Annotated in this window: 19 protein-coding genes, 2 tRNA genes and 1 pseudogene; 14 read left to right on the forward strand and 8 right to left on the reverse strand. The window is 70.6% G+C overall.

The features are described from left to right. Window positions 1-80: 80 nt before the first annotated feature. The 3 genes from AB0D94_RS01230 (at window position 81) to AB0D94_RS01240 (ending at window position 1891) form a co-directional block, all read left to right on the forward strand. Window positions 81-154: transfer RNA gene (locus AB0D94_RS01230), tRNA-Ile, on the forward strand. A 154-nt stretch (window positions 155-308) separates the two neighbouring features. Next, window positions 309-443 carry a DLW-39 family protein gene (locus tag AB0D94_RS01235; protein ID WP_208809277.1) on the forward strand — a complete coding sequence of 45 codons (135 nt, stop codon included), beginning with the start codon at window positions 309-311 and terminating at the stop codon, window positions 441-443. Between the two features lie 122 nt (window positions 444-565). Then, a complete protein-coding gene (locus tag AB0D94_RS01240) occupies window positions 566-1891 on the forward strand; it encodes a hypothetical protein (protein ID WP_362044420.1) in 1326 nt (441 codons plus the stop codon). Here the strand turns inward: AB0D94_RS01240 and AB0D94_RS01245 are convergent. Both AB0D94_RS01245 and AB0D94_RS01250 read right to left on the reverse strand, forming a co-directional pair. Beyond that, a complete protein-coding gene (locus AB0D94_RS01245) occupies window positions 1878-3173 on the reverse strand; it encodes a serine/threonine-protein kinase (protein ID WP_362044015.1) in 1296 nt (431 codons plus the stop codon). The genes AB0D94_RS01240 and AB0D94_RS01245 overlap by 14 nt on opposite strands. Before the next feature lie 44 nt (window positions 3174-3217). Beyond that, complete coding sequence (locus AB0D94_RS01250; protein WP_362044017.1) at window positions 3218-3766, reverse strand: DNA-binding protein; 549 nt, start codon at window positions 3764-3766, stop codon at window positions 3218-3220. Between the two features lie 161 nt (window positions 3767-3927). On the opposite strand from AB0D94_RS01250, the gene AB0D94_RS01255 reads away from it, so the two are divergent. Beyond that, window positions 3928-4000: transfer RNA gene (locus AB0D94_RS01255), tRNA-Ala, on the forward strand. Window positions 4001-4111: 111 nt separating this feature from the next. Here AB0D94_RS01255 and AB0D94_RS01260 read toward each other — a convergent pair. Next, entirely contained in the window at window positions 4112-5602 is a 1491-nt protein-coding gene (locus AB0D94_RS01260; RefSeq protein WP_362044019.1) for an MFS transporter, read from the reverse strand. A gap of 93 nt (window positions 5603-5695) precedes the next feature. Between AB0D94_RS01260 and AB0D94_RS01265 the strand changes: the two genes are divergently transcribed. Further along, window positions 5696-6175, forward strand: coding sequence for a MarR family transcriptional regulator (locus tag AB0D94_RS01265; RefSeq protein WP_362044021.1), 480 nt, complete (start codon window positions 5696-5698; stop codon window positions 6173-6175). 156 nt (window positions 6176-6331) lie between these two features. Next, entirely contained in the window at window positions 6332-6883 is a 552-nt protein-coding gene (locus AB0D94_RS01270) for a LysM domain-containing protein (RefSeq protein ID WP_362044023.1), read from the forward strand. 84 nt (window positions 6884-6967) lie between these two features. Here AB0D94_RS01270 and AB0D94_RS01275 read toward each other — a convergent pair whose 3' ends face one another. Next, entirely contained in the window at window positions 6968-7663 is a 696-nt protein-coding gene (locus AB0D94_RS01275) for a DUF5324 family protein (protein WP_362044422.1), read from the reverse strand. 175 nt (window positions 7664-7838) lie between these two features. Between AB0D94_RS01275 and AB0D94_RS01280 the strand changes: the two genes are divergently transcribed. Together AB0D94_RS01280 and AB0D94_RS01285 are read left to right on the forward strand one after the other, a co-directional pair. Next, window positions 7839-8366 (forward strand): peptidylprolyl isomerase, encoded by a 528-nt coding sequence (locus AB0D94_RS01280; RefSeq protein ID WP_362044424.1) that lies wholly within the window; start codon window positions 7839-7841, stop codon window positions 8364-8366. A gap of 83 nt (window positions 8367-8449) precedes the next feature. Then, window positions 8450-9337 (forward strand): rhomboid family intramembrane serine protease, encoded by an 888-nt coding sequence (locus tag AB0D94_RS01285; protein WP_362044025.1) that lies wholly within the window; start codon window positions 8450-8452, stop codon window positions 9335-9337. 115 nt (window positions 9338-9452) lie between these two features. On the opposite strand, the gene crgA is transcribed toward AB0D94_RS01285, so the two are convergent. Continuing rightward, window positions 9453-9707, reverse strand: a complete 255-nt coding sequence (gene crgA / locus AB0D94_RS01290) for a cell division protein CrgA (protein ID WP_037797883.1) — start codon at window positions 9705-9707, stop codon at window positions 9453-9455. A gap of 91 nt (window positions 9708-9798) precedes the next feature. Here crgA and AB0D94_RS01295 point away from each other — a divergent pair, with 91 nt between their 5' ends. The 6 genes and pseudogenes from AB0D94_RS01295 (at window position 9799) to AB0D94_RS01320 (ending at window position 13758) form a co-directional block, all read left to right on the forward strand. Then, window positions 9799-10572 (forward strand): DUF881 domain-containing protein, encoded by a 774-nt coding sequence (locus tag AB0D94_RS01295; RefSeq protein WP_362044028.1) that lies wholly within the window; start codon window positions 9799-9801, stop codon window positions 10570-10572. Next, window positions 10544-11284, forward strand: coding sequence for a class E sortase (locus AB0D94_RS01300; RefSeq protein WP_362044029.1), 741 nt, complete (start codon window positions 10544-10546; stop codon window positions 11282-11284). Before AB0D94_RS01295 ends, AB0D94_RS01300 begins: the two co-directional genes overlap by 29 nt. Window positions 11285-11374: 90 nt before the next feature. Continuing rightward, window positions 11375-11551, forward strand: a complete 177-nt coding sequence (locus AB0D94_RS01305; RefSeq protein ID WP_362044031.1) for a hypothetical protein — start codon at window positions 11375-11377, stop codon at window positions 11549-11551. Beyond that, window positions 11548-12186 carry an aminodeoxychorismate/anthranilate synthase component II gene (locus AB0D94_RS01310; RefSeq protein WP_362044033.1) on the forward strand — a complete coding sequence of 213 codons (639 nt, stop codon included), beginning with the start codon at window positions 11548-11550 and terminating at the stop codon, window positions 12184-12186. Before AB0D94_RS01305 ends, AB0D94_RS01310 begins: the two co-directional genes overlap by 4 nt. Continuing rightward, window positions 12168-13007, forward strand: a pseudogene (locus tag AB0D94_RS01315) (class E sortase); the annotation flags it as partial. The gene AB0D94_RS01310 and the pseudogene AB0D94_RS01315, both read left to right, overlap by 19 nt. Before the next feature lie 22 nt (window positions 13008-13029). After that, window positions 13030-13758, forward strand: coding sequence for a class E sortase (locus tag AB0D94_RS01320; protein ID WP_362044035.1), 729 nt, complete (start codon window positions 13030-13032; stop codon window positions 13756-13758). Between the two features lie 120 nt (window positions 13759-13878). Here the strand turns inward: AB0D94_RS01320 and pknB are convergent, their stop codons facing one another. From pknB to AB0D94_RS01335, 3 genes are all read right to left on the reverse strand, one after another. Then, window positions 13879-15915, reverse strand: a complete 2037-nt coding sequence (pknB, locus tag AB0D94_RS01325; RefSeq protein ID WP_362044037.1) for a Stk1 family PASTA domain-containing Ser/Thr kinase — start codon at window positions 15913-15915, stop codon at window positions 13879-13881. A 205-nt stretch (window positions 15916-16120) separates the two neighbouring features. Continuing rightward, entirely contained in the window at window positions 16121-17587 is a 1467-nt protein-coding gene (locus AB0D94_RS01330) for a penicillin-binding protein 2 (protein ID WP_362044039.1), read from the reverse strand. After that, complete coding sequence (locus AB0D94_RS01335) at window positions 17584-19020, reverse strand: FtsW/RodA/SpoVE family cell cycle protein (protein WP_362044041.1); 1437 nt, start codon at window positions 19018-19020, stop codon at window positions 17584-17586. Before AB0D94_RS01335 ends, AB0D94_RS01330 begins: the two co-directional genes overlap by 4 nt. Window positions 19021-19047 lie beyond the last annotated feature (27 nt).

The raw sequence follows: 19047 nt of genomic DNA on the forward strand, positions 1-19047 counted from the left end.
GCGGGGACGTCGGCGGGGAACGGATTTTGGCTGGACCCGCTCCGTGCGCTAACCTTCAGGAGTCAGCGCGCAGCGCGGATGGGGCTATAGCTCAGTTGGTTAGAGCGCATCCCTGATAAGGATGAGGCCACAGGTTCAAATCCTGTTAGCCCCACAGTGTCGAAGACCCCCAGGCCAAGGCCTGGGGGTCTTCGTCGTACGGTCACCTGACGGCCAAGTGTCGGTCTATGAGCGCCGATCGGATATCGGCCGGTGTGTATTGTTGGGCGCCAGAAGTCCCCTACGTCAACGAAAGACGAGGTCGCGCGGTGAAGAAGCTGCTCCTGGTCGCACTGGCCGCCATCGGCGGGCTCCTCGTGTACCGCCAGATCCAGGCGGACCGCGCCGAGCAGGACCTGTGGACGGAGGCAACTGACTCCGTGCCCTCTGGTTCCGGTGTGTGAGACCGAAGGCTGATCCCATGAAGCCCCGGCTGCCGCTGCGGCCGGGGCTTTGTGCTGTTCTGTGACAAAAAGTTACGTTATGCAAAGATTTGGCTTGCGCTAGCAAAGTCGGGGTGGACGTGATGGGTCGGGTACGGACGTCAGTGCGGGTGGGCGCCGTGGCGGGGGCGGCGGCCCTGGGTCTGGCAGCCGGTCTGCCGGGGACGGCGAGCGCGGAGGGCACGGCGCCGAAGCCGGTCCCGACCTACCGCGCCGCGGACGATGCGAAGGCGATCGAGGGCAAGCCCTCCACCGCGGACGCCCCGCAGATCGAGGCGGGCAGCGTCTACAAGGACACGATCGCCCCGGGGGAGCGCGTGTACCGGCTCGTCCTGGAGAAGGACGAGTCCAACGTCTACGTCTCCGCCGTGGTCAACCCCGCCCTGGGCGCGAAGGTGACCGGCAGCGACGGCATCGAGGTGGAGATCATGACCACCGCGGGGCGCTCCTGTCCGGGCAGCACCGGCCGGGCGAGCTTCGGCTACGACCCCGTGCCCATCAGCGCCGCCGGTGTCCGGTGGGGCTCGGAGGACGCCGACTGCGCGCCCGCCGGCATCTACTACGCCAAGGTGACCCGCACCGCGGCCAAGGGCTCCGACCAGAGCCCCTGGCCGCTCGAGATCAAGGTCCAGCGGGAGCCCGGCCGCGGCGCGGGCGTCCCCACCACCGCACCCAGCGCCTGGCCTTCGGGGGCCCCGGCCCTGCCCGGCACCGAGCCGGTGGCCCGTACCGGCGGCACCGGCTTCAACGACGCCCGCGCCCTGGGCGCCGGGGTATGGCGCGACGAGATGCGGCCCGGGCAGACCCGCTTCTACCGGGTCCCGGTGGACTGGGGCCAGCAGCTGGGCCTGAGCGCCGAACTGGCCACCGCCAAGGTAACCAAGCAGTACTCCTCCGCCTCCAACGGGCTCACCGTGTCCCTGTACAGCCCCTACCGCAGCCTGGTCTCGTACGAGGACGTCTCCTACGACGGCAAGCAGGCCGGGGTCACCCTGGAGAAGACCCCGCCCGTCGCGTACGAGAACCGTTTCTCCACCGACCGGGACCTCCAGCAGGTGGGGATCGCCGGCTGGTACTACGTCGCGGTGACGATGGGCGGCAAGGTCGCCGAGTTCACCGAGGACGCGGTCCCCGTGCCGCTGACCCTGCGGCTGGACCTCGCCAACACCCCCGCCAAGGCGCCCGCGTACAAGGGCAGTCCGGCCGCCGGAGGGTTCGGGGTCGACGAGCGGGACCGGGCCGCCGCGAAGGAGGGCCTCACGGCGCCGGAGGCCGCCGAGGCCGCGGACGAGCAGTCCGTGATGCGCGTCGTGGCCGTGGCCGGGTTCTCCGCGGGGACCCTGCTGCTGCTCGTACTCGGCGGCTGGATCCTGCTCGCGCGGCGCGGCCGGGGCGCTACAGCTGGGTGAGGGCCCAGGTGCCCACGGCGAAGCAGAGCAGCGCCAGGGCCAGGATCCCGGCCGTCACCTTCGCCGGGGGCGGGGTGACGCCGCCCGTGCGGGCCACGGGGTGCGCGGCGGTGACGGGCTCGGGGAGCGGGGCCGCCGGGCCGGGCGCCACTGGCGGTGGCAGGTGGAAACTGCCCGTCTCCGAAGGCCCGAACGCGCCCGCCGGGGCGGGGGCGGCCGGGTACACGGGAACCGTGGCGCCCGCGGCGGGACCGCCCTGGCCCCCGGCCGTCGTCGCGCCCGTGCCGCGCGGATCGGTACGGGTGGCCTCGGCCGAGAACCCCGGCGCGGACGCTCCCGGGGCCGTGGGAACGCCCGGCACGACGGCGGCCGTCGGCGCCTCGGGAGTCACCGCGGCCGTGCTCTGGGGCCCCTGAGGGCCGAAACCGGCAGGGAGCGGGCCGAGTTGGTCGAACACCTCCACCGGTCCCTCGTCCGGAGCGGGCGGCGGCAGCAGCTCCACCGCCTCGGCGAGGGCCTTGCGCGCGCCCGTGGCCGTACGGAACCGGCTCTGCGGGTCCGGCTGGAGGAGACCGGCCAGGACGTCCCACAGCGGCGCGGGGACGCCTTCCGGGGCGCCGGGGGTGCCGTGGGCGAGGAAATGCTCCACCAGGGCCTGGGAGTCGGGCTTACGGCCTTGTAGGAGGTACAGGGCGACCAGTCCGACGGCGAAGAGGTCCGCGGGGAAGTCCGGTTCGGCGCCCATGAGTTGTTCGGGGGCGAAATAACCGGGCGTGCCCACCACGTAGTTGGTCTCGGTCAGCCGGGGCTCACCCTTGCGCATCGAGATGCCGAAGTCGGACAGCCGCAGGTGCGGCCGTCCGGTTCCGGTGGCCTCCATCAGGATGTTGGCCGGTTTGATGTCGCGGTGGACGACGCCCTCCGCGTGAACCGCCGCCAGCCCCGACAGGAGCTGGTCGAGCAGCGCGCACACGAAACGGGGCGGCAGCGGGCCGTAGTCCCCGATCACGTGGCCGAGGGAACCGCCGGCGACCAGGTCCATCGTGAAGAGGACCTTGTCGTCGTCCGCCGCCCAGCTGGCCGGGGCCAGCACGTGCGGGTGGTCGATGCGCAGGGCTTGCTCCCGCACGAAGCGCAGGAGCGTGTGGGCGTCGCTCTGCAGGAGGACCTTGGCGGCCACGTACCGGCGTCGCCGGTGGTCCCAGGCGCGCCAGACGGCGCCCGCGCCACCGCGCCCGATCGGATCGATCAGCTCGTACCGACCGGCGAAGACCTCACCCATCGCTGTGCCCGTCCCCCGTCACCCGTTGTCCGCTTTCCTGCGTGTCAGTTCTGGTGGGCCTCGTAGTGGGCGACCGCGTCGGCGGTGCGGCCCGCGCCGTACACCCGGAGGAACTCTGCCAGTTCCGGGTGGCTGGGGGCGAGGGTGTCCGCCGCGTCGATGATGTCACCGGCCGCGGAGACCGAGCGCAGCAGCGACTGGATCTCACGGACGACGCGCTTGACGGTGGGGGCGCCGGAGCTGGTGGGGGTCTGTCCGCTGTTGCTGAGGACGGAGCCCCCCTGGGTCTTCTTGATCTCGTCCATCCGGTCGGTCGCCTCCGCCGCGCTGACGCTCCCGTCGGCCACCTGGCCGGCGAGGTCCTGGAGGGCCTGGACGCGCTGGACCACGGCAGGATTGCCGATCTTGGCGCGCTGGCCGCTCATCAGCTGGGACAGCATGGGCGCCGACAGTCCGAGGACGGCAGCGAGGCGGGCCTGGTTCAGACCGAGATCATCTATGAGCCGGCGGAAGAGCGCTCCGAGAGGCTCCCCGTACCAACTGCGCTGAAGCTCTCTGGCTCTGGCCGTAGCCTCTTGCTGTACTGCGTCCACGCTTACTACTCCCCTTCGCTGGTGCGAACCTCGCGAGCATCTTACGGAGCGTGGTCGCAGGGCGGGAGTCCCTATCATTTTGCGGGATGAGGGGGTACACCCGGTACTCTGTTCTGCGGAACGACCACTCCCCGGCCGGGGTACGGTCACGCCCGTTTCACGGGGCCTTAGCTCAGTTGGTAGAGCGCTGCCTTTGCAAGGCAGATGTCAGGAGTTCGAATCTCCTAGGCTCCACTCTCAATGACCCCCCTGACCTGCGTAAACGCGGTCAGGGGGGTCATTTTTTCATGTCGCGCGGTGGGTCTGCGGCCTCATCGAGACCTCACTCTGGGGCCCATCGGCGGCTCATCGGCGGGCTGTTGGGGCCCCGGCCCGCAGCAGGGTCGCCGTCAGGGCGATCGCCGTCAGGAGGAGTGCGGCTCCGATGGCGAAGGCCAGGTGGTAGCCGCCGGTGAGGGCTTCGGCGGGGGTGGCGCCGGTGCGGGCGAGGGACTCGGTGCGGGAGGCCGCGAGGGTGGACAGGACGGCCACGCCGAGGGCCATGCCGATCTGCTGGGTGGTGTTGAACAGGCCCGAGGCGAGTCCCGCGTCCTCCTGGTCGGCGCCGGACATGCCCAGCGTCGTGAGGGCCGGCAGGGCCAGGCCGAAGCCGGCCGCCAGGAGCATCACGGGGAGCAGGTCGGTGACGTAGTCGGCGTCCACCGGCAGCCGGGTCAGCAGGCCCAGGGCCAGGGCGAGCAGGGCGAGGCCGGCCAGCAGGACCCGGTGTTCGCCGAAACGGGAGTTCAGCCGGGCCGAGACGCCGAGGGAGACCGCGCCGATCACCAGGGCGGCGGGGAGCATCGCCAGACCCGTTTCGGCGGCTCCGTAGCCCTTGACCTTCTGGAGGTAGAGGGCGACCAGGATCTGGAAGGAGAAGAGCGCGGCCACCATCAGCATCTGGACCAGGTTCGCCCCCACCACCGTCCGCGAACGGAAGATCCGCAGCGGCACCAGCGGGGTGCGGGCCTTCGCCTGACGGAGGGTGAAGGCGGCCAGCAGGGCGAGGGAGAGGGCTCCGAGGCCGAGGGTGTGCGGGGAGGTCCAGCCGTACTGCTCCACCTCGACCACGGTGTAGATGCCCAGCATCAGCCCGGCGGTGACGAGGGCCGCGCCGAGTACGTCGGCACCCGCGCGCGGTCCCGGTCCGCCGCGGGCGCCGTCGGCGGGGAGCGCGGGGCGGGCCAGCAGGAGGGCGGCGAGCCCGATCGGCAGGTTGATGAAGAAGATCCAGTGCCAGTCGAGGGCGTCGGTGAGGACCCCGCCGAGGACCTGGCCGAGGGAGGCCCCGGCCGCGCCGGTGAAGGAGAACACGGCGATCGCCTTGGCGCGTTCACGGGGTGCGGTGAACAAGGTGACCAGGATGCCCAGGCTGACGGCGGAGGCCATCGCGCTGCCGATGCCCTGGAGGAAGCGGGCGGCGATCAGGACGGCGGGGGAGGCGGCGAAGCCCGCGAGCACCGAGGCGGCGGTGAAGACGGTGGTCCCGGCCAGGAACATCCGCTTGCGGCCGATGAGGTCGCCGAGGCGTCCGGCCAGGAGCAGCAGGCTGCCGAAGGCGATCAGGTAGGCGTTGACCACCCAGCTCAGACCGGCGGGGGTGAAGCCGAGGTCGCTCTGGATGGCGGGCATCGCGACGGTGACGATGCTGCCGTCGAGGATCGTCATCAGCATGCCCGTGGAGAGCACGGTGAGGGCGGTCCAGCGGGAGCGCAGTCCGCGCTGTTCGCGCCCGGCCGGGGCGGGGGCGGAAGAGGAGGAAGGGGTTGCGGTGGCGGAGGGGGAAGCGGCAGGCATCGGTCTCTCCAGTCAGTGAGGGCGACTGATGTGACCGTAGCAGATAGTTTCGTTGCAGATCATATTTTTCGGATCGAAGATTAGAGTGGAGTCATGACCGCCATGGCGCCCACCCGGACCGAACCCGACCTCTCCTTCCTCCTGGACCACACCAGCCATGTACTGCGCACCCGCATGGCAGCCGCGCTGGACGAGATCGGGCTCACCGCCCGCATGCACTGCGTCCTCGTCCACGCACTGGAGGAGGAGCGCACCCAGATCCAGCTCGCGGAGATCGGCGACATGGACAAGACGACGATGGTCGTCACCGTGGACGCCCTGGAGAAGGCCGGACTGGCCGAGCGCCGGCCCTCGACCAAGGACCGCCGGGCCCGGATCATCGCCGTCACCGACAAGGGCGCGGCCGTCGCGGAGCAGAGCAGCCGGATCGTCGACCAGGTGCACGCCGACGCCCTCGCCTCCCTCACCGACGCCGACCGCACGACCCTGCTGCGCGTCCTCGGCCTCCTCGCCGAAGGCGGCCTGGGGACCCCCTCCGACAGCCCCCGCCCGGCGCGCCGCGCCCGCCAGTGACCGGCCGGTGAGCCGCTGACGAGCCTCCGGTGAGCCGATGGTGAGCCCTCGGCGGTCCCCCGGATGGCGCAGTCACTGGGCCGCCCGGGGCCCGGTGGCCGACAGTGGGAGAAGGCATCGCGCCAGGGGGGCAACACACGCCGGAGGCGTACAGACATGGGAATCTTCGACTTCCTCAAGTCCGACAAGCAGAAGCGTCAAGAGGCCGCCGAGAAGGCGAAGGAGCAGGTCCAGCAGCAGGCTTCGGCGGCGGCGAAGCCTCCCGCGAGCCCGGCGGCCGACGCCGCCTCGGCCACCCGGGCGGCCGCCGAACGCATGGCGGCGGCCGCGCCGCCCAAGCCCGCGCCCAAGGCGGCGCCCGCGATGCCGACCCCCTCGTCCGCCGCCCACAAGGCCGTGCCCGCCGCCCCCCAGCGGGCCGGGATGCCGCCGAAGCCCGCCGCGGCCGCCTCCGCCCGGCCCGGAGCCGCGCACACCCCGACGCCCGGCTCGGCGGCGCACAAGGCCGTGCCCGCGGCTCCGGTCAAGCCGGCGCCCGCCGCGAAGAAGCGCACGTACACCGTCAGGCCCGGCGACTCGCTCTCCGCGATCGCCCGCCGCGAGCTCGGCAACGAGGCCCGCTGGCGCGAGCTCTACGCCATGAACAAGCAGGTGGTCGGCCCCAACCCGGACCTCATCCGCCCGGGCATGGTCCTCACCCTCCCCTAGTGCTGTGACCGGAAAGGTTCCGCAGGCTCACGCAGAAGGGGCCCGGATCCAGTGGGATCCGGGCCCCTTCTCGGGCCGCACGCCTCAGAGTTGCTTGTCCTCCGCCGTGCCGTTGCCCGCCTCGCGCTCCTTCGCCGCCAGCTCGTCGTCGAAGCTCGCCGGCTCGGCGTCCTGCGAGGACAGCTCGGTGGCCGCCGGCGGCTCGACGAGCCAGTCCGGGTTCGACTGCTGGTCCCACCACTTCCAGGCCGCGTACGCGCCGCCCGCCAGCAGTCCGACCAGCGCCACGCCCTTCAGCAGCCGTCCCGTACGGGCCCGCCGCTCGTGTCGGCGCACCAGCCGCCGGATCTCCTTCGGCGTCACCTGGCCGCGCAGCGCCGCCACCGCAGCCGTCGACCGGGACGCGGCCTCCTCGGCCACCGGCTGAGCCGCCGCCAGCGCGCTCTCGATCCGCGGCTGGGTGTACTCGGCCGCCTGCCGCGCGGCCTGGCGCGTCTGCCTCACCGCCTTCGTCGCCGCCCGGTCCACATTCGGCGGCACGTGCGTGCGCGCCGCCTTCAGCCGGGGATGCACATGGCAGTCGTAGGTCGTTCGGGCCTGCCGTGCGGCCTCGTTGGCCGCGTACGACATCTTCGGCGCCAGCCGCTCATTCGCCTCATGCGCGTAATGCACCGCGGCATCCTTGGCGGACTCTGCGTACGGCGCCACCACTTCCGCCGCGTGCCTCACACTCTCCCTGGCGCTCTCGGCTGCCAGGCGCACGCTGTCCTTGCCGGTCACGGGATCCTCCTCCTCGGTGGCGGACACAGTTCACCTTTCCACCCTTTGTCGGATCATGCCTGCCATACGGCTGCCGGGCATGCGTGACAGGGCATACGGGTGGACGATTTTCTGTGCGTCGCAGCGCTCCGTGCGAGGATCTGGACCGACAGTGATGACTATGGAAGGCAGATCCGTGGCCGAGAAGCTCTACGCCACCCTGAAGACCAACAAGGGCGACATCGAGATCGAGCTGCTGGCGAACTTCGCTCCGAAGACCGTCCGGAACTTCGTCGAGCTCGCCACGGGCACCCGCGAGTGGACCCGTCCCACCGACGGCCAGAAGACCACGGACCCGCTCTACGACGGCACCGTCTTCCACCGCGTCATCAGCGGGTTCATGATCCAGGGCGGCGACCCGCTCGGCAACGGGACCGGCGGCCCGGGCTACCAGTTCGCCGACGAGTTCCACCCCGACCTGGCCTTCACCAAGCCCTACCTGCTGGCCATGGCCAACGCCGGCCCGGGCACCAACGGCTCGCAGTTCTTCATCACCGTCGCCCCCACCGCCTGGCTGACGCGCAAGCACACCATCTTCGGCGAGGTCACCGACAAGGCCAGCCGGGCGGTGGTGGACGCCATCGCCGGCAGCCCCACCAACCCGCGCACCGAACGCCCCCTCGACGACGTGGTCATCCACTCCGTGGCCGTCGAGAAGCGCTGACGCCCGGGGCCCGGTCCGGTGCCGGGAACCTTCCGCCCCGCCCGTCCGTCCTCGATACGTACCGGATCCGACCGAGGGGACCGATGGACACCGACCGTCTGCCGGGCTGCTACCGCCACCCGGACCGCGACACGGGCATCAGCTGCACCCGCTGCGACCGCCCGATCTGCACCCAGTGCATGATCAGCGCCTCGGTGGGCTTCCAGTGCCCCGAGTGCGTCCGGGAGGGATCGGGTACGGGGCACCGGCCGGTCGCCAACGCGCCGCGCACCCTCGCGGGCGGGGTGGTGGCCGAGGATCCCCACCTGGTCACCAAGATCCTCATCGGGATCAACGCCGCGGTGTTCTTCGTGGGCCTGGTCGCCCCGGCCGTCGTGGTCCAGCTGGAGCTGCTCGGCCGCTACCGCGAGTTCATCGGCGGCCCCATCGAGGGGGTCTCCACCGGCGAGTACCACCGCCTGCTGACCTCGGTGTTCCTGCACGTCGAGTGGTGGCACATCATCGGCAACATGATCGGCCTGTGGGTCATCGGCGGCCCGCTGGAGGCGGCGCTGGGCCGCGCCCGCTACCTCGCCGTCTACCTGCTGTCGGGCCTGGGCGGAAGCGCCCTCGTCTATCTGCTGACCGCGCCGAACACCCCGACCCTCGGCGCGTCGGGGGCCGTCTTCGGGCTCCTCGGCGCCACCGTCGTGCTGGCCCGCCGGCTGCGCTACGAGATGCGGCCGGTGGTCATCATGGTCGTACTGATGCTCGTACTGACCTTCGTGCCGCTCGGCGGCGGGGCGCTGACCGTGTCCTGGCAGGCCCATGTCGGCGGTCTGATCACCGGTGCACTGGTGGGGGCGGGCATGCTCCGGCCCGCCACCGGCAGGAACCGCGCGCTGATCCAGTGGGGTACCTGTGTGGTGGTGTTCCTGCTGGTGGCAGCGGTGATCGTGACGCGGACCGTGGAACTCGCGGCACTCACCTGATCACACCGGCGTCAACTCTCCACAGAGTTATCCACAGATCTTCTGTCTTTTCCTCAGGTGTGGATGACGCTGTGGATAACTCATGGGGAGAGCTTCCGTCAGGGGCCGGTCGGTGCTACTTCCACTGCGTGGACACGCCGAATCCCGCCGCGATGAAGCCGAAACCGACCACGATGTTCCAATTGCCCAGCGCCTCGATGGGCAGCTGGGTATCGGTCACGTAGAAGACGACGATCCAGGCGAGTCCGATCAGGAAGAACGCCAGCATGACCGGGGCGACCCAGCTGCGGTTCGTCAGCCTGATCGTCTGCGCCTGCTTCGCCGGCGGCGGCGTGTAGTCGTCCTTCTTGCGGATACGTGACTTCGGCACGAGGGGCTCTCCTGTCGATGCGCTGGGGACCTTGCCTGCCCCGGGCGTCCGTTAGCGTAGTGGACCTGTGGCGTTGAAGGAGAAGGGTACGTTGAGCGATTCCGACGACTCCTCCGCGGGTCCCCGTCGCCGGGCCAGGCCGGTCCGGCTGCTGACGGCCGCCGTCTTCGCCCTGGCGGGCCTCATCTTCGTCACCAGTTTCAACACCTCCAAGGGTACGAACATCCGCACGGACGCGTCACTCCTCAAGCTGTCCGACCTGATCGAGGAGCGCAGTCAGAGCAACGCGGAGCTGGAGGAGAGCCTCGGGCCGGTCCGCACCCGGGTGGACGCCCTCGCCGAGCGCGACGACGGCCGGACCAAGGCCGAGGACGCCAAGATGGCAGCCCTGCGCGCCGCCGCCGGCACCGAGGAACTGTCCGGCAAGGGGCTGAGCGTCACCCTCAACGACGCCCCGCCGAACGCCACCGCCCGCATCCCCAACGTGCCCGAGCCGCAGCCCAACGACCTGGTGATCCACCAGCAGGACCTCCAGGCCGTGGTGAACGCACTGTGGCAGGGCGGCGCCGAGGGCATCCAGGTCATGGACCAGCGGCTGATCTCCACCAGCGCCGTGCGCTGCGTGGGCAACACCCTGATCCTCCAGGGCCGGGTGTACTCGCCCCCGTACAAGATCTCGGCCGTCGGCGACCCGGGCGCGCTGCGCAAGGCCCTCGCCGCCTCCCCCGCCCTGCAGAACTACCAGCTGTACGTCAATGCGTACGGCCTCGGCTGGAAAGTGGACGAGCACAAGGCGCTGACACTTCCCGGCTACTCCGGCACAGTGGACCTCCACTATGCGAAGCCGGTGGCGGCCACGCCCTGAACGCCCACGCCCTGACGTCGTACTGCGCCTGGTGGTACGGACGTTCAGCGAGGTGTGCCTGACGGCGGGCACGCTGATCGTGCTGTTCGTGGCGTACGTACTGCTGTGGACCGGGGTCAAGGCGGACCGGGCCATGGACGGGGAGATGGAGCGGCTGCGCGACCGCTGGTCGGCGGCGCCCGCGGCCGCCCCGCAGCCGGCGCCCCCGCAGCCGCAGCCCGTGCCGGAGCCGGCGGCGTACCCCGCGGGCCGGGCCTTCGCCGAGATGTACATCCCGCGCTTCGGCCCGGACTGGAACAAGCCCGTCCTGGAGGGCACGGGCACCGAGCTGCTGAAGAAGGGCCTCGGCCACTACGAGGGCACCGCGCGCCTCGGCGCCACCGGGAACTTCTCGGTCGCGGGCCACCGGCGGACCTACGGAGACCCCTTCAAGGACTTCCCCCGGCTGCGCGCGGGCGACGCGGTGATCCTCAAGGACGCGACGACCTGGTACACGTACACGATCAGGGGCGGCCCGCTGCGCACGCTGCCGACCGAGGTCGGGGTGGTCGACCCGGTTCCGCTCAAATCCCCGTTCACCGCCCCCGGCCGGTACCTGACGCTGACGACCTGCGATCCCGAGTGGGGCCACAGCCACCGGCTGGTCGTCTGGGCCGAGCTGACCGGGACCCGGTCCGCGGCGCAGGGCCGGCCGGAGGGTTTGCCGAGCTGACCCACCTGCCCGGGCCGCTGCCTTTAGTCTGTTCGCGTACCGCCCCTGCGGTGCGGGAACGATCGTGGACGGAAAAGGGAAACAGACGGAATGTACGGCTGGATCTGGCGGCATCTGCCGGGCAACGCGTGGGTTCGCGCGCTGATCTCACTCGTACTGGTCCTCGCGGTGGTGTACGTGCTGTTCCAGTACGTCTTCCCGTGGGCCGAGCCGCTCCTCCCGTTCAACGATGTGACGGTGGACGAGGGATCGGGAGTCACTCCGTGAGCGCGCGCATTCTGGTTGTGGACAACTACGACAGCTTTGTCTTCAACCTGGTCCAGTACCTCTACCAGCTCGGCGCCGAATGCGAGGTGCTGCGCAACGACGAGGTGGAACTCTCGCACGCGCAGGACGGCTTCGACGGCGTCCTGCTGTCCCCGGGCCCGGGCACGCCGGAAGAGGCGGGCGTCTGTGTCGACATGGTCCGGCACTGCGCGGAGACGGGCGTCCCGGTCTTCGGCGTGTGCCTCGGCATGCAGTCGATGGCCGTCGCCTACGGAGGGGTCGTGGGCCGGGCCCCCGAGCTGCTCCACGGCAAGACCTCGCCCGTGGTGCACGAGGGGCTGGGGGTCTTCGAGGGACTGCCCTCCCCGTTCACCGCCACCCGCTACCACTCCCTCGCCGCCGAGCCGCAGACCCTCCCCGACGCGCTGGAGGTCACGGCGCGGACGGAGGACGGGATCATCATGGGGCTGCGCCACCGGGAGCACGACGTGGAGGGCGTGCAGTTCCACCCCGAGTCGGTGCTGACCGAATGGGGCCACCGGATGCTCGCGAACTGGCTGGTGCGGTGCGGTGACGCGGGTGCCGTGGAGCGCTCGGTGGGGCTGGCCCCGGTGGTGGGCAAGGCCGTCGCGTGACGGCGGTCGCGCCGTCCGCGCCCACCCAGGGCCGGGCCGCGCGGCGCAGGGCGGCCCAGGAGGCCGCGAAACGGGCCGCCAGGCGAACGCGCAGGCGGGGCGGGCGGCGGCGCAGGCGGCCCGTGTCGGGCGGCCCGCTGGTCGTCGCGAGCAGGCTGGGCGGGGAACTGTTCATCACGCTGGGCCTGGTGATGCTGCTGTTCGTCGCCTACCAGCTCTGGTACACGAACCTCCTGGCGGAGCGGACGGCGAACGGGGCGGCCGGCTCGCTCCAGCAGACGTGGGAGCGCGACCCGGGCGGCGCGGCGGGCGCGCCGCCGGTGTCGGCGTTCGAGCCGGGGCAGGGGTTCGCGATCCTGCACATCCCCAAGCTGGACGTGAAGGTGCCCGTGGCGGAGGGGATCAGCAAGCCGAAGGTGCTGGACCGCGGGCTGGTCGGGCACTACGGCGAGGGTGCGCTGAAGACGGCGATGCCGGCGGACCCGCAGGGGAACTTCGCGGTGGCGGGGCACCGGAACACGCACGGTGAACCCTTCCGCTACATCAACCGGCTGGTGCCCGGGGACCCCGTCGTGGTCGAGACGCGGGACGCCTACTACACCTACGAGATGACCTCGGCGCTGGCGCAGACGCCGCCGACCAACGTGGCGGTGCTCAAGCCGGTGCCGGAGGGGTCGGGGTTCACGGCTCCGGGCCGGTACATCACGCTGACGACCTGCACCCCCGAGTTCACCAGCACCTATCGGATGATCGTATGGGGCAGGATGGCCGACGAACGCCCCCGCAGCCAGGGCCCGCCGCCCGCGCTGGACAGCCCGTAGCCCTCGTAAGGACGAATCAGCAGTGTCTCGTGCCCGCCGCCGCGCCGCCGCGCCGCCTCCTCACCGCAGTGTGCTCGCCGGCTTCCTGAGCCTGCTGGGCGAGGTCCTGATCACGGTGGGCCTGGTACTGGCCCTGTTCGTGGCCTACTCCCTGTGGTGGACGAACGTGCTCGCCGACCGGAACGCGTCGGCCCGGGGCGACCAGGTCCGCCAGCAGTGGCAGACGCCCTCCGCGGACTCCGGGCCGGTCCAGCCGGGAGCGCTGGACACCGGGGACGGCGTCGGCTTCCTGCACGTACCGGCCATGAAGAACGGCGAGGTGCTGGTCAAGGCGGGCACGGCGCCGGACGTCCTCGACGACGGGGTGGCGGGGTACTACACGGAGCCGGTGAAGTCGGCGCTGCCGTGGGACGAGAAGGGCAACTTCTCCCTCGCCGCGCACCGGGACGGACACGGGGCCAAGTTCCACAACATCGACAAGGTGAAGAACGGCGACGCGATCGTCTTCGAGACGCGGGACACCTGGTACGTGTACAAGGTCTTCGCCGAGCTGCGCCAGACGTCCAAGTACAACGTGGACGTGATCAACCCGGTCCCGAAGGAGTCGGGCAAGACGGCTCCGGGCCGGTACATCACGCTGACGACCTGCACCCCGGTGTACACCTCGAAGTACCGGTACATCGTGTGGGGCGAGCTGGTGCGGACGGACAAGGTGGACGCGCAGCGCACGCTGCCCCCCGAACTGCGCTGACCCGGGCCTTCCGGGTTTCCCGGAAGGCCCCGCGAGGCCCCTGGGGGCGGCTGTGGCGCCCCACGCAAAAGGTCCGGCACCCGAGGAGGGGCCGGACCTTTTCCGTGTGCGGGGCGGGCGCTAGCGGCCGCCGCCGGTGAGGCCTCCGAAGAAGCCGCCGTTGCCGCCGTTCCCGCCGTTGTTCCCGCCGTCCGGGCCCGCCATGGTGGTCACGTTGACCGCCTGGCCCGTGTTGACCGGGGTACCGACGGGCGGGTCGGAGGCGACCACGATCGCCTTGTCGTCCGTCGGACCCCCGAGGACCGCGCCGAAGGTCAGGTTGGCGCGCCGGAGCTCGTCCTTCGCCTGGCCGACGGTCTTGCCCGCCAGCAGCGGAACCTGGGTCTGCTGGGCGGCCTTGGCGATCGTGATGTTGACCGTCTTGCCCACCTCCAGCTGCTCACCCGCCGCGAACTGCTGCGCGATGACCGTCTTCGGGGCGGCCCCGGGAGACTCGGTCTCGGTGGTGCTGCCGAGCTTGAGCTTGACGTCCGAGAGCAGCTTGGCCGCCTGCTCCTTCGTCTTGCCCATCAGGTCCGGGACCTGCGCCTTCGACTGCTCCTTGGCGACGGTCAGCGTGATGAGGGAGCCCTCTTCCGCCTCGGTGCCGCTCTTGGGGTTCTGGTCGATGACGGTCCCGGGGGTCCGCTCGGACTCCTGGGGCTTGCGCTCGACCTGGAAGCCCTTGTCCTTCAGGAGCTTCTCGGCCTCTTCGTACTTCATGGTGAGCACGTCACCGACCGACACCTTGGGCGAGCCGGAGGAGATCTTCACCTTGACCGGGGAGCCCTCGTCGACCTTGGTGCCGGCCTCCGGGTTCTGCGAGCAGACGTTGCCCTTGGGCTGGCCCTTGCAGGGGACGTCGGCTTCCTTCTCGATCTTGAGCCCGACGTTCTCGCCGCTCTTCTGCGCCTGCTCGAGGGTCTGGCCGACGAGCTTGGGCACGGCGGGCCGGTTGTCGGCGCCTCCGGTGGACAGGGAGCGGCCGATCAGGATCGCGCCGACGAGGACGAGGATGCCGGCCGCCACGAGCAGGATCGTGGACGCCTTGCTCTTCTTCTGGCGGCGGTGCGGGCCCTGGTCGTAGCCGCCGTGGCCCTGCTCGCCGTACCCGTAGCCGCCGTCGCCCGGGGGCATGGGCGGCATCATCGAGGTCTGGCCGGAGTCGGCGGTGCGCAGGGCGGTGGTGGGCTGGTCGTAGCCCTGGTGTCCGTAGCCGTGGCCCTGGTCGGGGTAGCCGTAGCCGGCCGCCCCCATGGACGCGGTGGCGGCGACGGGCTGGCCGTCGAGGCAGGCCTCGATGTCGGCGCGCATCTCGTCGGCGGACTGGTAGCGGTAGTCGGGGTCCTTGACCAGGGCCTTGAGGACGATGGCGTCCATCTCGGGCGTGATCTCGGGGTCGAAGTTCGAGGGCGGCTGCGGTTCTTCCCGTACGTGCTGGTAGGCGACGGCCACGGGGGAGTCGCCGACGAACGGGGGCCGGACGCTGAGGAGCTCGTAGAGCAGGCAGCCGGCGGAGTACAGGTCGGAGCGTGCGTCGACCTGTTCGCCCTTGGCCTGCTCGGGGGAGAGGTACTGCGCCGTGCCGATGACGGCCGCGGTCTGCGTCATGGTCATGCCGGAGTCGCCCATGGCCCGGGCGATGCCGAAGTCCATGACCTTGACCTGGCCGGTGCGGGTCAGCATGACGTTGGCCGGCTTGATGTCGCGGTGGACGATGCCGGCGCGGTGGGAGTACTCCAGGGCCTGGAGGATGCCGATGCACATCTCCAGGGTCCGCTCGGGCAGCAGCTTGCGGCCGGAGTGCAGGAGTTCGCGCAGGGTGGAGCCGTCGACGTACTCCATCACGATGTACGGGATGGAGATGTTGTCGACGTAGTCCTCGCCGGTGTCGTAGACGGCGACGATCGCCGGGTGGTTCAGCGACGCGGCCGACTGGGCCTCGCGGCGGAACCGGGCCTGGAAGGACGGGTCGCGGGCGAGGTCGGCGCGCAGGGTCTTGACGGCGACGGTACGGCCGAGCCGGGTGTCGTGGGCGAGGTAGACCTCGGCCATGCCACCACGGCCGAGCACGTGGCTCAGCTCGTACCGGCCGCCGAGGCGACGCGGCTCTTCCATAACGTGCAGCCCTCTCCGTCAGTCCCGACCGCACCTGTGTGTGGTCCGGCGGTGTGCTGTTCGCGCAAAGGCTACCGGCCGATCGTCAGTGATCGGTTCGCGACCACAGGCTGATACCGGACCGGTACCGTACGCTCGGATCCGGACGGGAGCAGTGATGCAGGTCACTTGTGGGTCGCCCCACTGCTCGCCTCCGGTCCCTCGGTCATCCCTGGTTCTTGAGTACGGCTTCCATGACGGCCTGGGCGACGGGGGCGGCGAGGCCGCCGCCGCTGATGTCCTCGCGGTCCGCGCCGCTGTCCTCGATGACGACGGCGACGGCGACGGGCGAGGTGCCGTCGGGGTTCTCCGCGTAGGAGATGAACCAGGCGTACGGGCGCTTCTTGTTGCCCTCGCCGTGCTGGGCGGTGCCCGTCTTTCCGCCGACCTTGGTGCCCTTGATCTTGGCGTTGGTGCCGGTGCCCTTCTCGACGACGTTGACCATCATCTCCTGGACCTTCTGCGCGTTGGCGGCGGAGAGGGGCCGGCTCATCTCCTGCGGGTCGTGCTTCTCGATCACGTCGAGGTTCGGGGCGGTGAGCTGGTCGACCATGTACGGCTTCATCAGCTTGCCGTCGTTGGCGATCGCGGCGGTGACCATGGCCATCTGGAGCGGGGTGGCGGCGGTGTTGAACTGGCCGATGGCGCTCTGGGCGTTGCCGTCCTTGGCCATCTTCTTGTCGTAGACGCTGGCGAAGGCGCGGACCGGAGTGTCGATCTTGTCGTTGTTGAAGCCGAACTTCTCGGCGGTCTGCACCATCTTGTCGCGGGTCACCTTGTCGCCCAGGTTCGCGAAGACGGAGTTGCAGGAGACGCGCAGGGCGTCGTTGAGGCTGGCCTTCTCGCAGCCGGACGCGTGGTTGACCATCGGGGTCTGCGTGCCGGGCAGCAGGTACGGCTCGGGGGTGTCCGTCGGCGCGTTGATGTCGGTGACGACGCCGTGCTCCAGGGCCGCGGCGGCGGTGACCACCTTGAAGGTGGAGCCGGGCGGGTAGGTCTCGCGCAGGGCCCGGTTGACGAGGTTCTTGTCCTCGCTGTCCCTCAGCGAGACCCAGGCCTTCTCGTCGTTCTTGGAGTTGCCCGCGAAGCTGGACGGGTCGTACGAGGGGGTGGAGACCAGGGCGAGGATGGCGCCGGTGCGCGGGTCGATCGCGGCGACCGCGCCCTTCTTGTCGCCGAGCTTGGCGAAGGCGGCCTTCTGGGCGGCGGGGTTGAGCGTGGTGACGACGTTGCCGCCCTGCTTCTTCTCGCCGGTGAACATGCCGATCGTGCGGTCGAAGAAGAGCCGGTCGTCGTTGCCGGTGAGGATCTGGTCTTCGAGGGACTCGAGCTGGGTTGCGCCGTAGGCCTGCGAGGCGTAGCCGGTGACGGGGGCCCAGAGGGGGCCGTCGATGTACGTCCGCTTGTACTTGTAGTCGCTGCCGTCGGTGACCGCCGAGCCGGTGATCGGCTCGCCCCCCTTGACGATGATGTTGCCGCGCTCGGTGGCGTACTGGGCGATCTGGACCCGGCGGTTCTCCTTGCGGGTGCTGAGTTCCTCGGCCTGGACGTACTGCAGCCAGTTGGTCCGGATCAGCAGCGCGAGGACGAGCAGCCCGCAGAACAGCGAGATGCGGCGCAGGGGCTTGTTCATGACGGGCGGACCACCTGGGTCATCTCGGAGTCGGGGGACGGGGCGGGGGCCGGGGCAGGTCGGCGTGCGGTGTCGCTGATCCGGATGAGGACGGCGACGAGGATCCAGTTCGCGAGGACGGAGGAGCCGCCGGAGGCGAGGAAGGGCATCGTCATGCCGGTGAGGGGGATGAGGCCCATGACTCCGCCGGCGACGACGAAGATCTGGAGCGCGAAGGCGCCGGAGAGGCCGATGGCGAAGAGCTTGCCGAAGGGGTCGCGCGCGGCGAGGGCGGTGCGGACGCCCCGCTCGATGATCAGGCCGTAGAGCAGCAGGAAGGCCATCACGCCCGTGAGGCCCAGTTCCTCGCCGACGGTGGAGAAGATGAAGTCGGAGTTGGCGGCGAAGCCGATGAGGTCGGAGTTGCCCTGGCCCCAGCCGGCGCCGAGGACTCCGCCGGAGCCGAAGCTCATGATCGACTGGGCGATCTGCTCGCAGGCGCCGGCGTCGAGGCCGTTGCGCTGCCAGCAGCCGAAGGGGTCCAGCCAGGCGCTGACCCGGGCTCCGACGTGGCTGGAGAAGGAAGCGACCACGACGGCGCCACCGACCGACATCAGCAGGCCGATGACGATCCAGCTGGTCCGCTCGGTGGCCACGTACAGCATGATCACGAAAATGCCGAAGAACAGCAGCGAGGAACCGAGGTCGTTCTCGAAGATCAGGATGAGCAGGCTCATCGCCCAGATCACCAGGATCGGGCCGAGGTCGCGGCCGCGCGGCAGGTAGAGGCCCATGAACCGGCGGGAGGCCAGGGCCAGGGCGTCGCGCTTGACCATCAGGTAGCCGGCGAAGAACACCGCGAGGACGATCTTCGCGAACTCACCGGGCTGGATGGAGAATCCGGCCACGCGGATCCAGATCTTGGCGCCGAAGACGTCCGCGCCGAGGCCGGGGACCAGCGGCAGGAGGAGCAGCACCAGGGCCGCGACCATCGAGATGTAGGTGAACCGCTGCAGGACGCGGTGGTCCTTGAGGACCAGCAGGACGGCCGCGAACAGGGCGATGGCCAGCGCCGTGTAGAGCATCTGGTTGGGCGCGGAGGGGGAGAACGCGCCGTACGAACGCTTGGCGAGGTTCTGGAGCCGCTCGGACTGGTCGAGCCGCCAGATGAGGACGAGCCCGAGGCCGTTGAGCAGCGTGGCCAGCGGCAGCAGCAGCGGGTCCGCGTACTTGGCGTACCGGCGCACGACGAGGTGCGCGACCCCGGCCAGGGCGCCGAGGCCGAGGCCGTACAGGAGCATGCCGGGCGGCAGGCTGCCGTTGATCGCGAGACCCACGTTGGCGTAGGCGAAGATCGGGATGACCACGGCGAAGCCGAGCAGCATCAGCTCGGTGTTCCGCCGGCTCGGCAGCTCGATGGCGCCGATGGTGGTCGTGTTGGTGACAACGCTCATGGTGTGGCAGGCCCCCTGTGCCCGCGG

The sequence above is a fragment of the Streptomyces sp. NPDC048255 genome, from assembly GCF_040652415.1.
Classification (GTDB): Bacteria; Actinomycetota; Actinomycetes; order Streptomycetales; family Streptomycetaceae; genus Streptomyces.

What these genes read in the sequence shown, in the direction of transcription:
- pknB (WP_362044037.1), bottom strand. Translation starts at nt 15,915, where the DNA reads ATGGAAGAGCCGCGTCGCCTCGGCGGCCGGTACGAGCTGAGCCACGTG.
- AB0D94_RS01265 (WP_362044021.1), top strand. Translation starts at nt 5,696, where the DNA reads ATGACCGCCATGGCGCCCACCCGGACCGAACCCGACCTCTCCTTCCTC.
- AB0D94_RS01240 (WP_362044420.1), top strand. Translation starts at nt 566, where the DNA reads ATGGGTCGGGTACGGACGTCAGTGCGGGTGGGCGCCGTGGCGGGGGCG.
- AB0D94_RS01285 (WP_362044025.1), top strand. Translation starts at nt 8,450, where the DNA reads ATGGACACCGACCGTCTGCCGGGCTGCTACCGCCACCCGGACCGCGAC.
- AB0D94_RS01335 (WP_362044041.1), bottom strand. Translation starts at nt 19,020, where the DNA reads ATGAGCGTTGTCACCAACACGACCACCATCGGCGCCATCGAGCTGCCG.
- AB0D94_RS01270 (WP_362044023.1), top strand. Translation starts at nt 6,332, where the DNA reads ATGGGAATCTTCGACTTCCTCAAGTCCGACAAGCAGAAGCGTCAAGAG.
- AB0D94_RS01300 (WP_362044029.1), top strand. Translation starts at nt 10,544, where the DNA reads ATGCGAAGCCGGTGGCGGCCACGCCCTGAACGCCCACGCCCTGACGTC.
- AB0D94_RS01330 (WP_362044039.1), bottom strand. Translation starts at nt 17,587, where the DNA reads ATGAACAAGCCCCTGCGCCGCATCTCGCTGTTCTGCGGGCTGCTCGTC.
- AB0D94_RS01305 (WP_362044031.1), top strand. Translation starts at nt 11,375, where the DNA reads ATGTACGGCTGGATCTGGCGGCATCTGCCGGGCAACGCGTGGGTTCGC.
- AB0D94_RS01260 (WP_362044019.1), bottom strand. Translation starts at nt 5,602, where the DNA reads ATGCCTGCCGCTTCCCCCTCCGCCACCGCAACCCCTTCCTCCTCTTCC.
- AB0D94_RS01245 (WP_362044015.1), bottom strand. Translation starts at nt 3,173, where the DNA reads ATGGGTGAGGTCTTCGCCGGTCGGTACGAGCTGATCGATCCGATCGGG.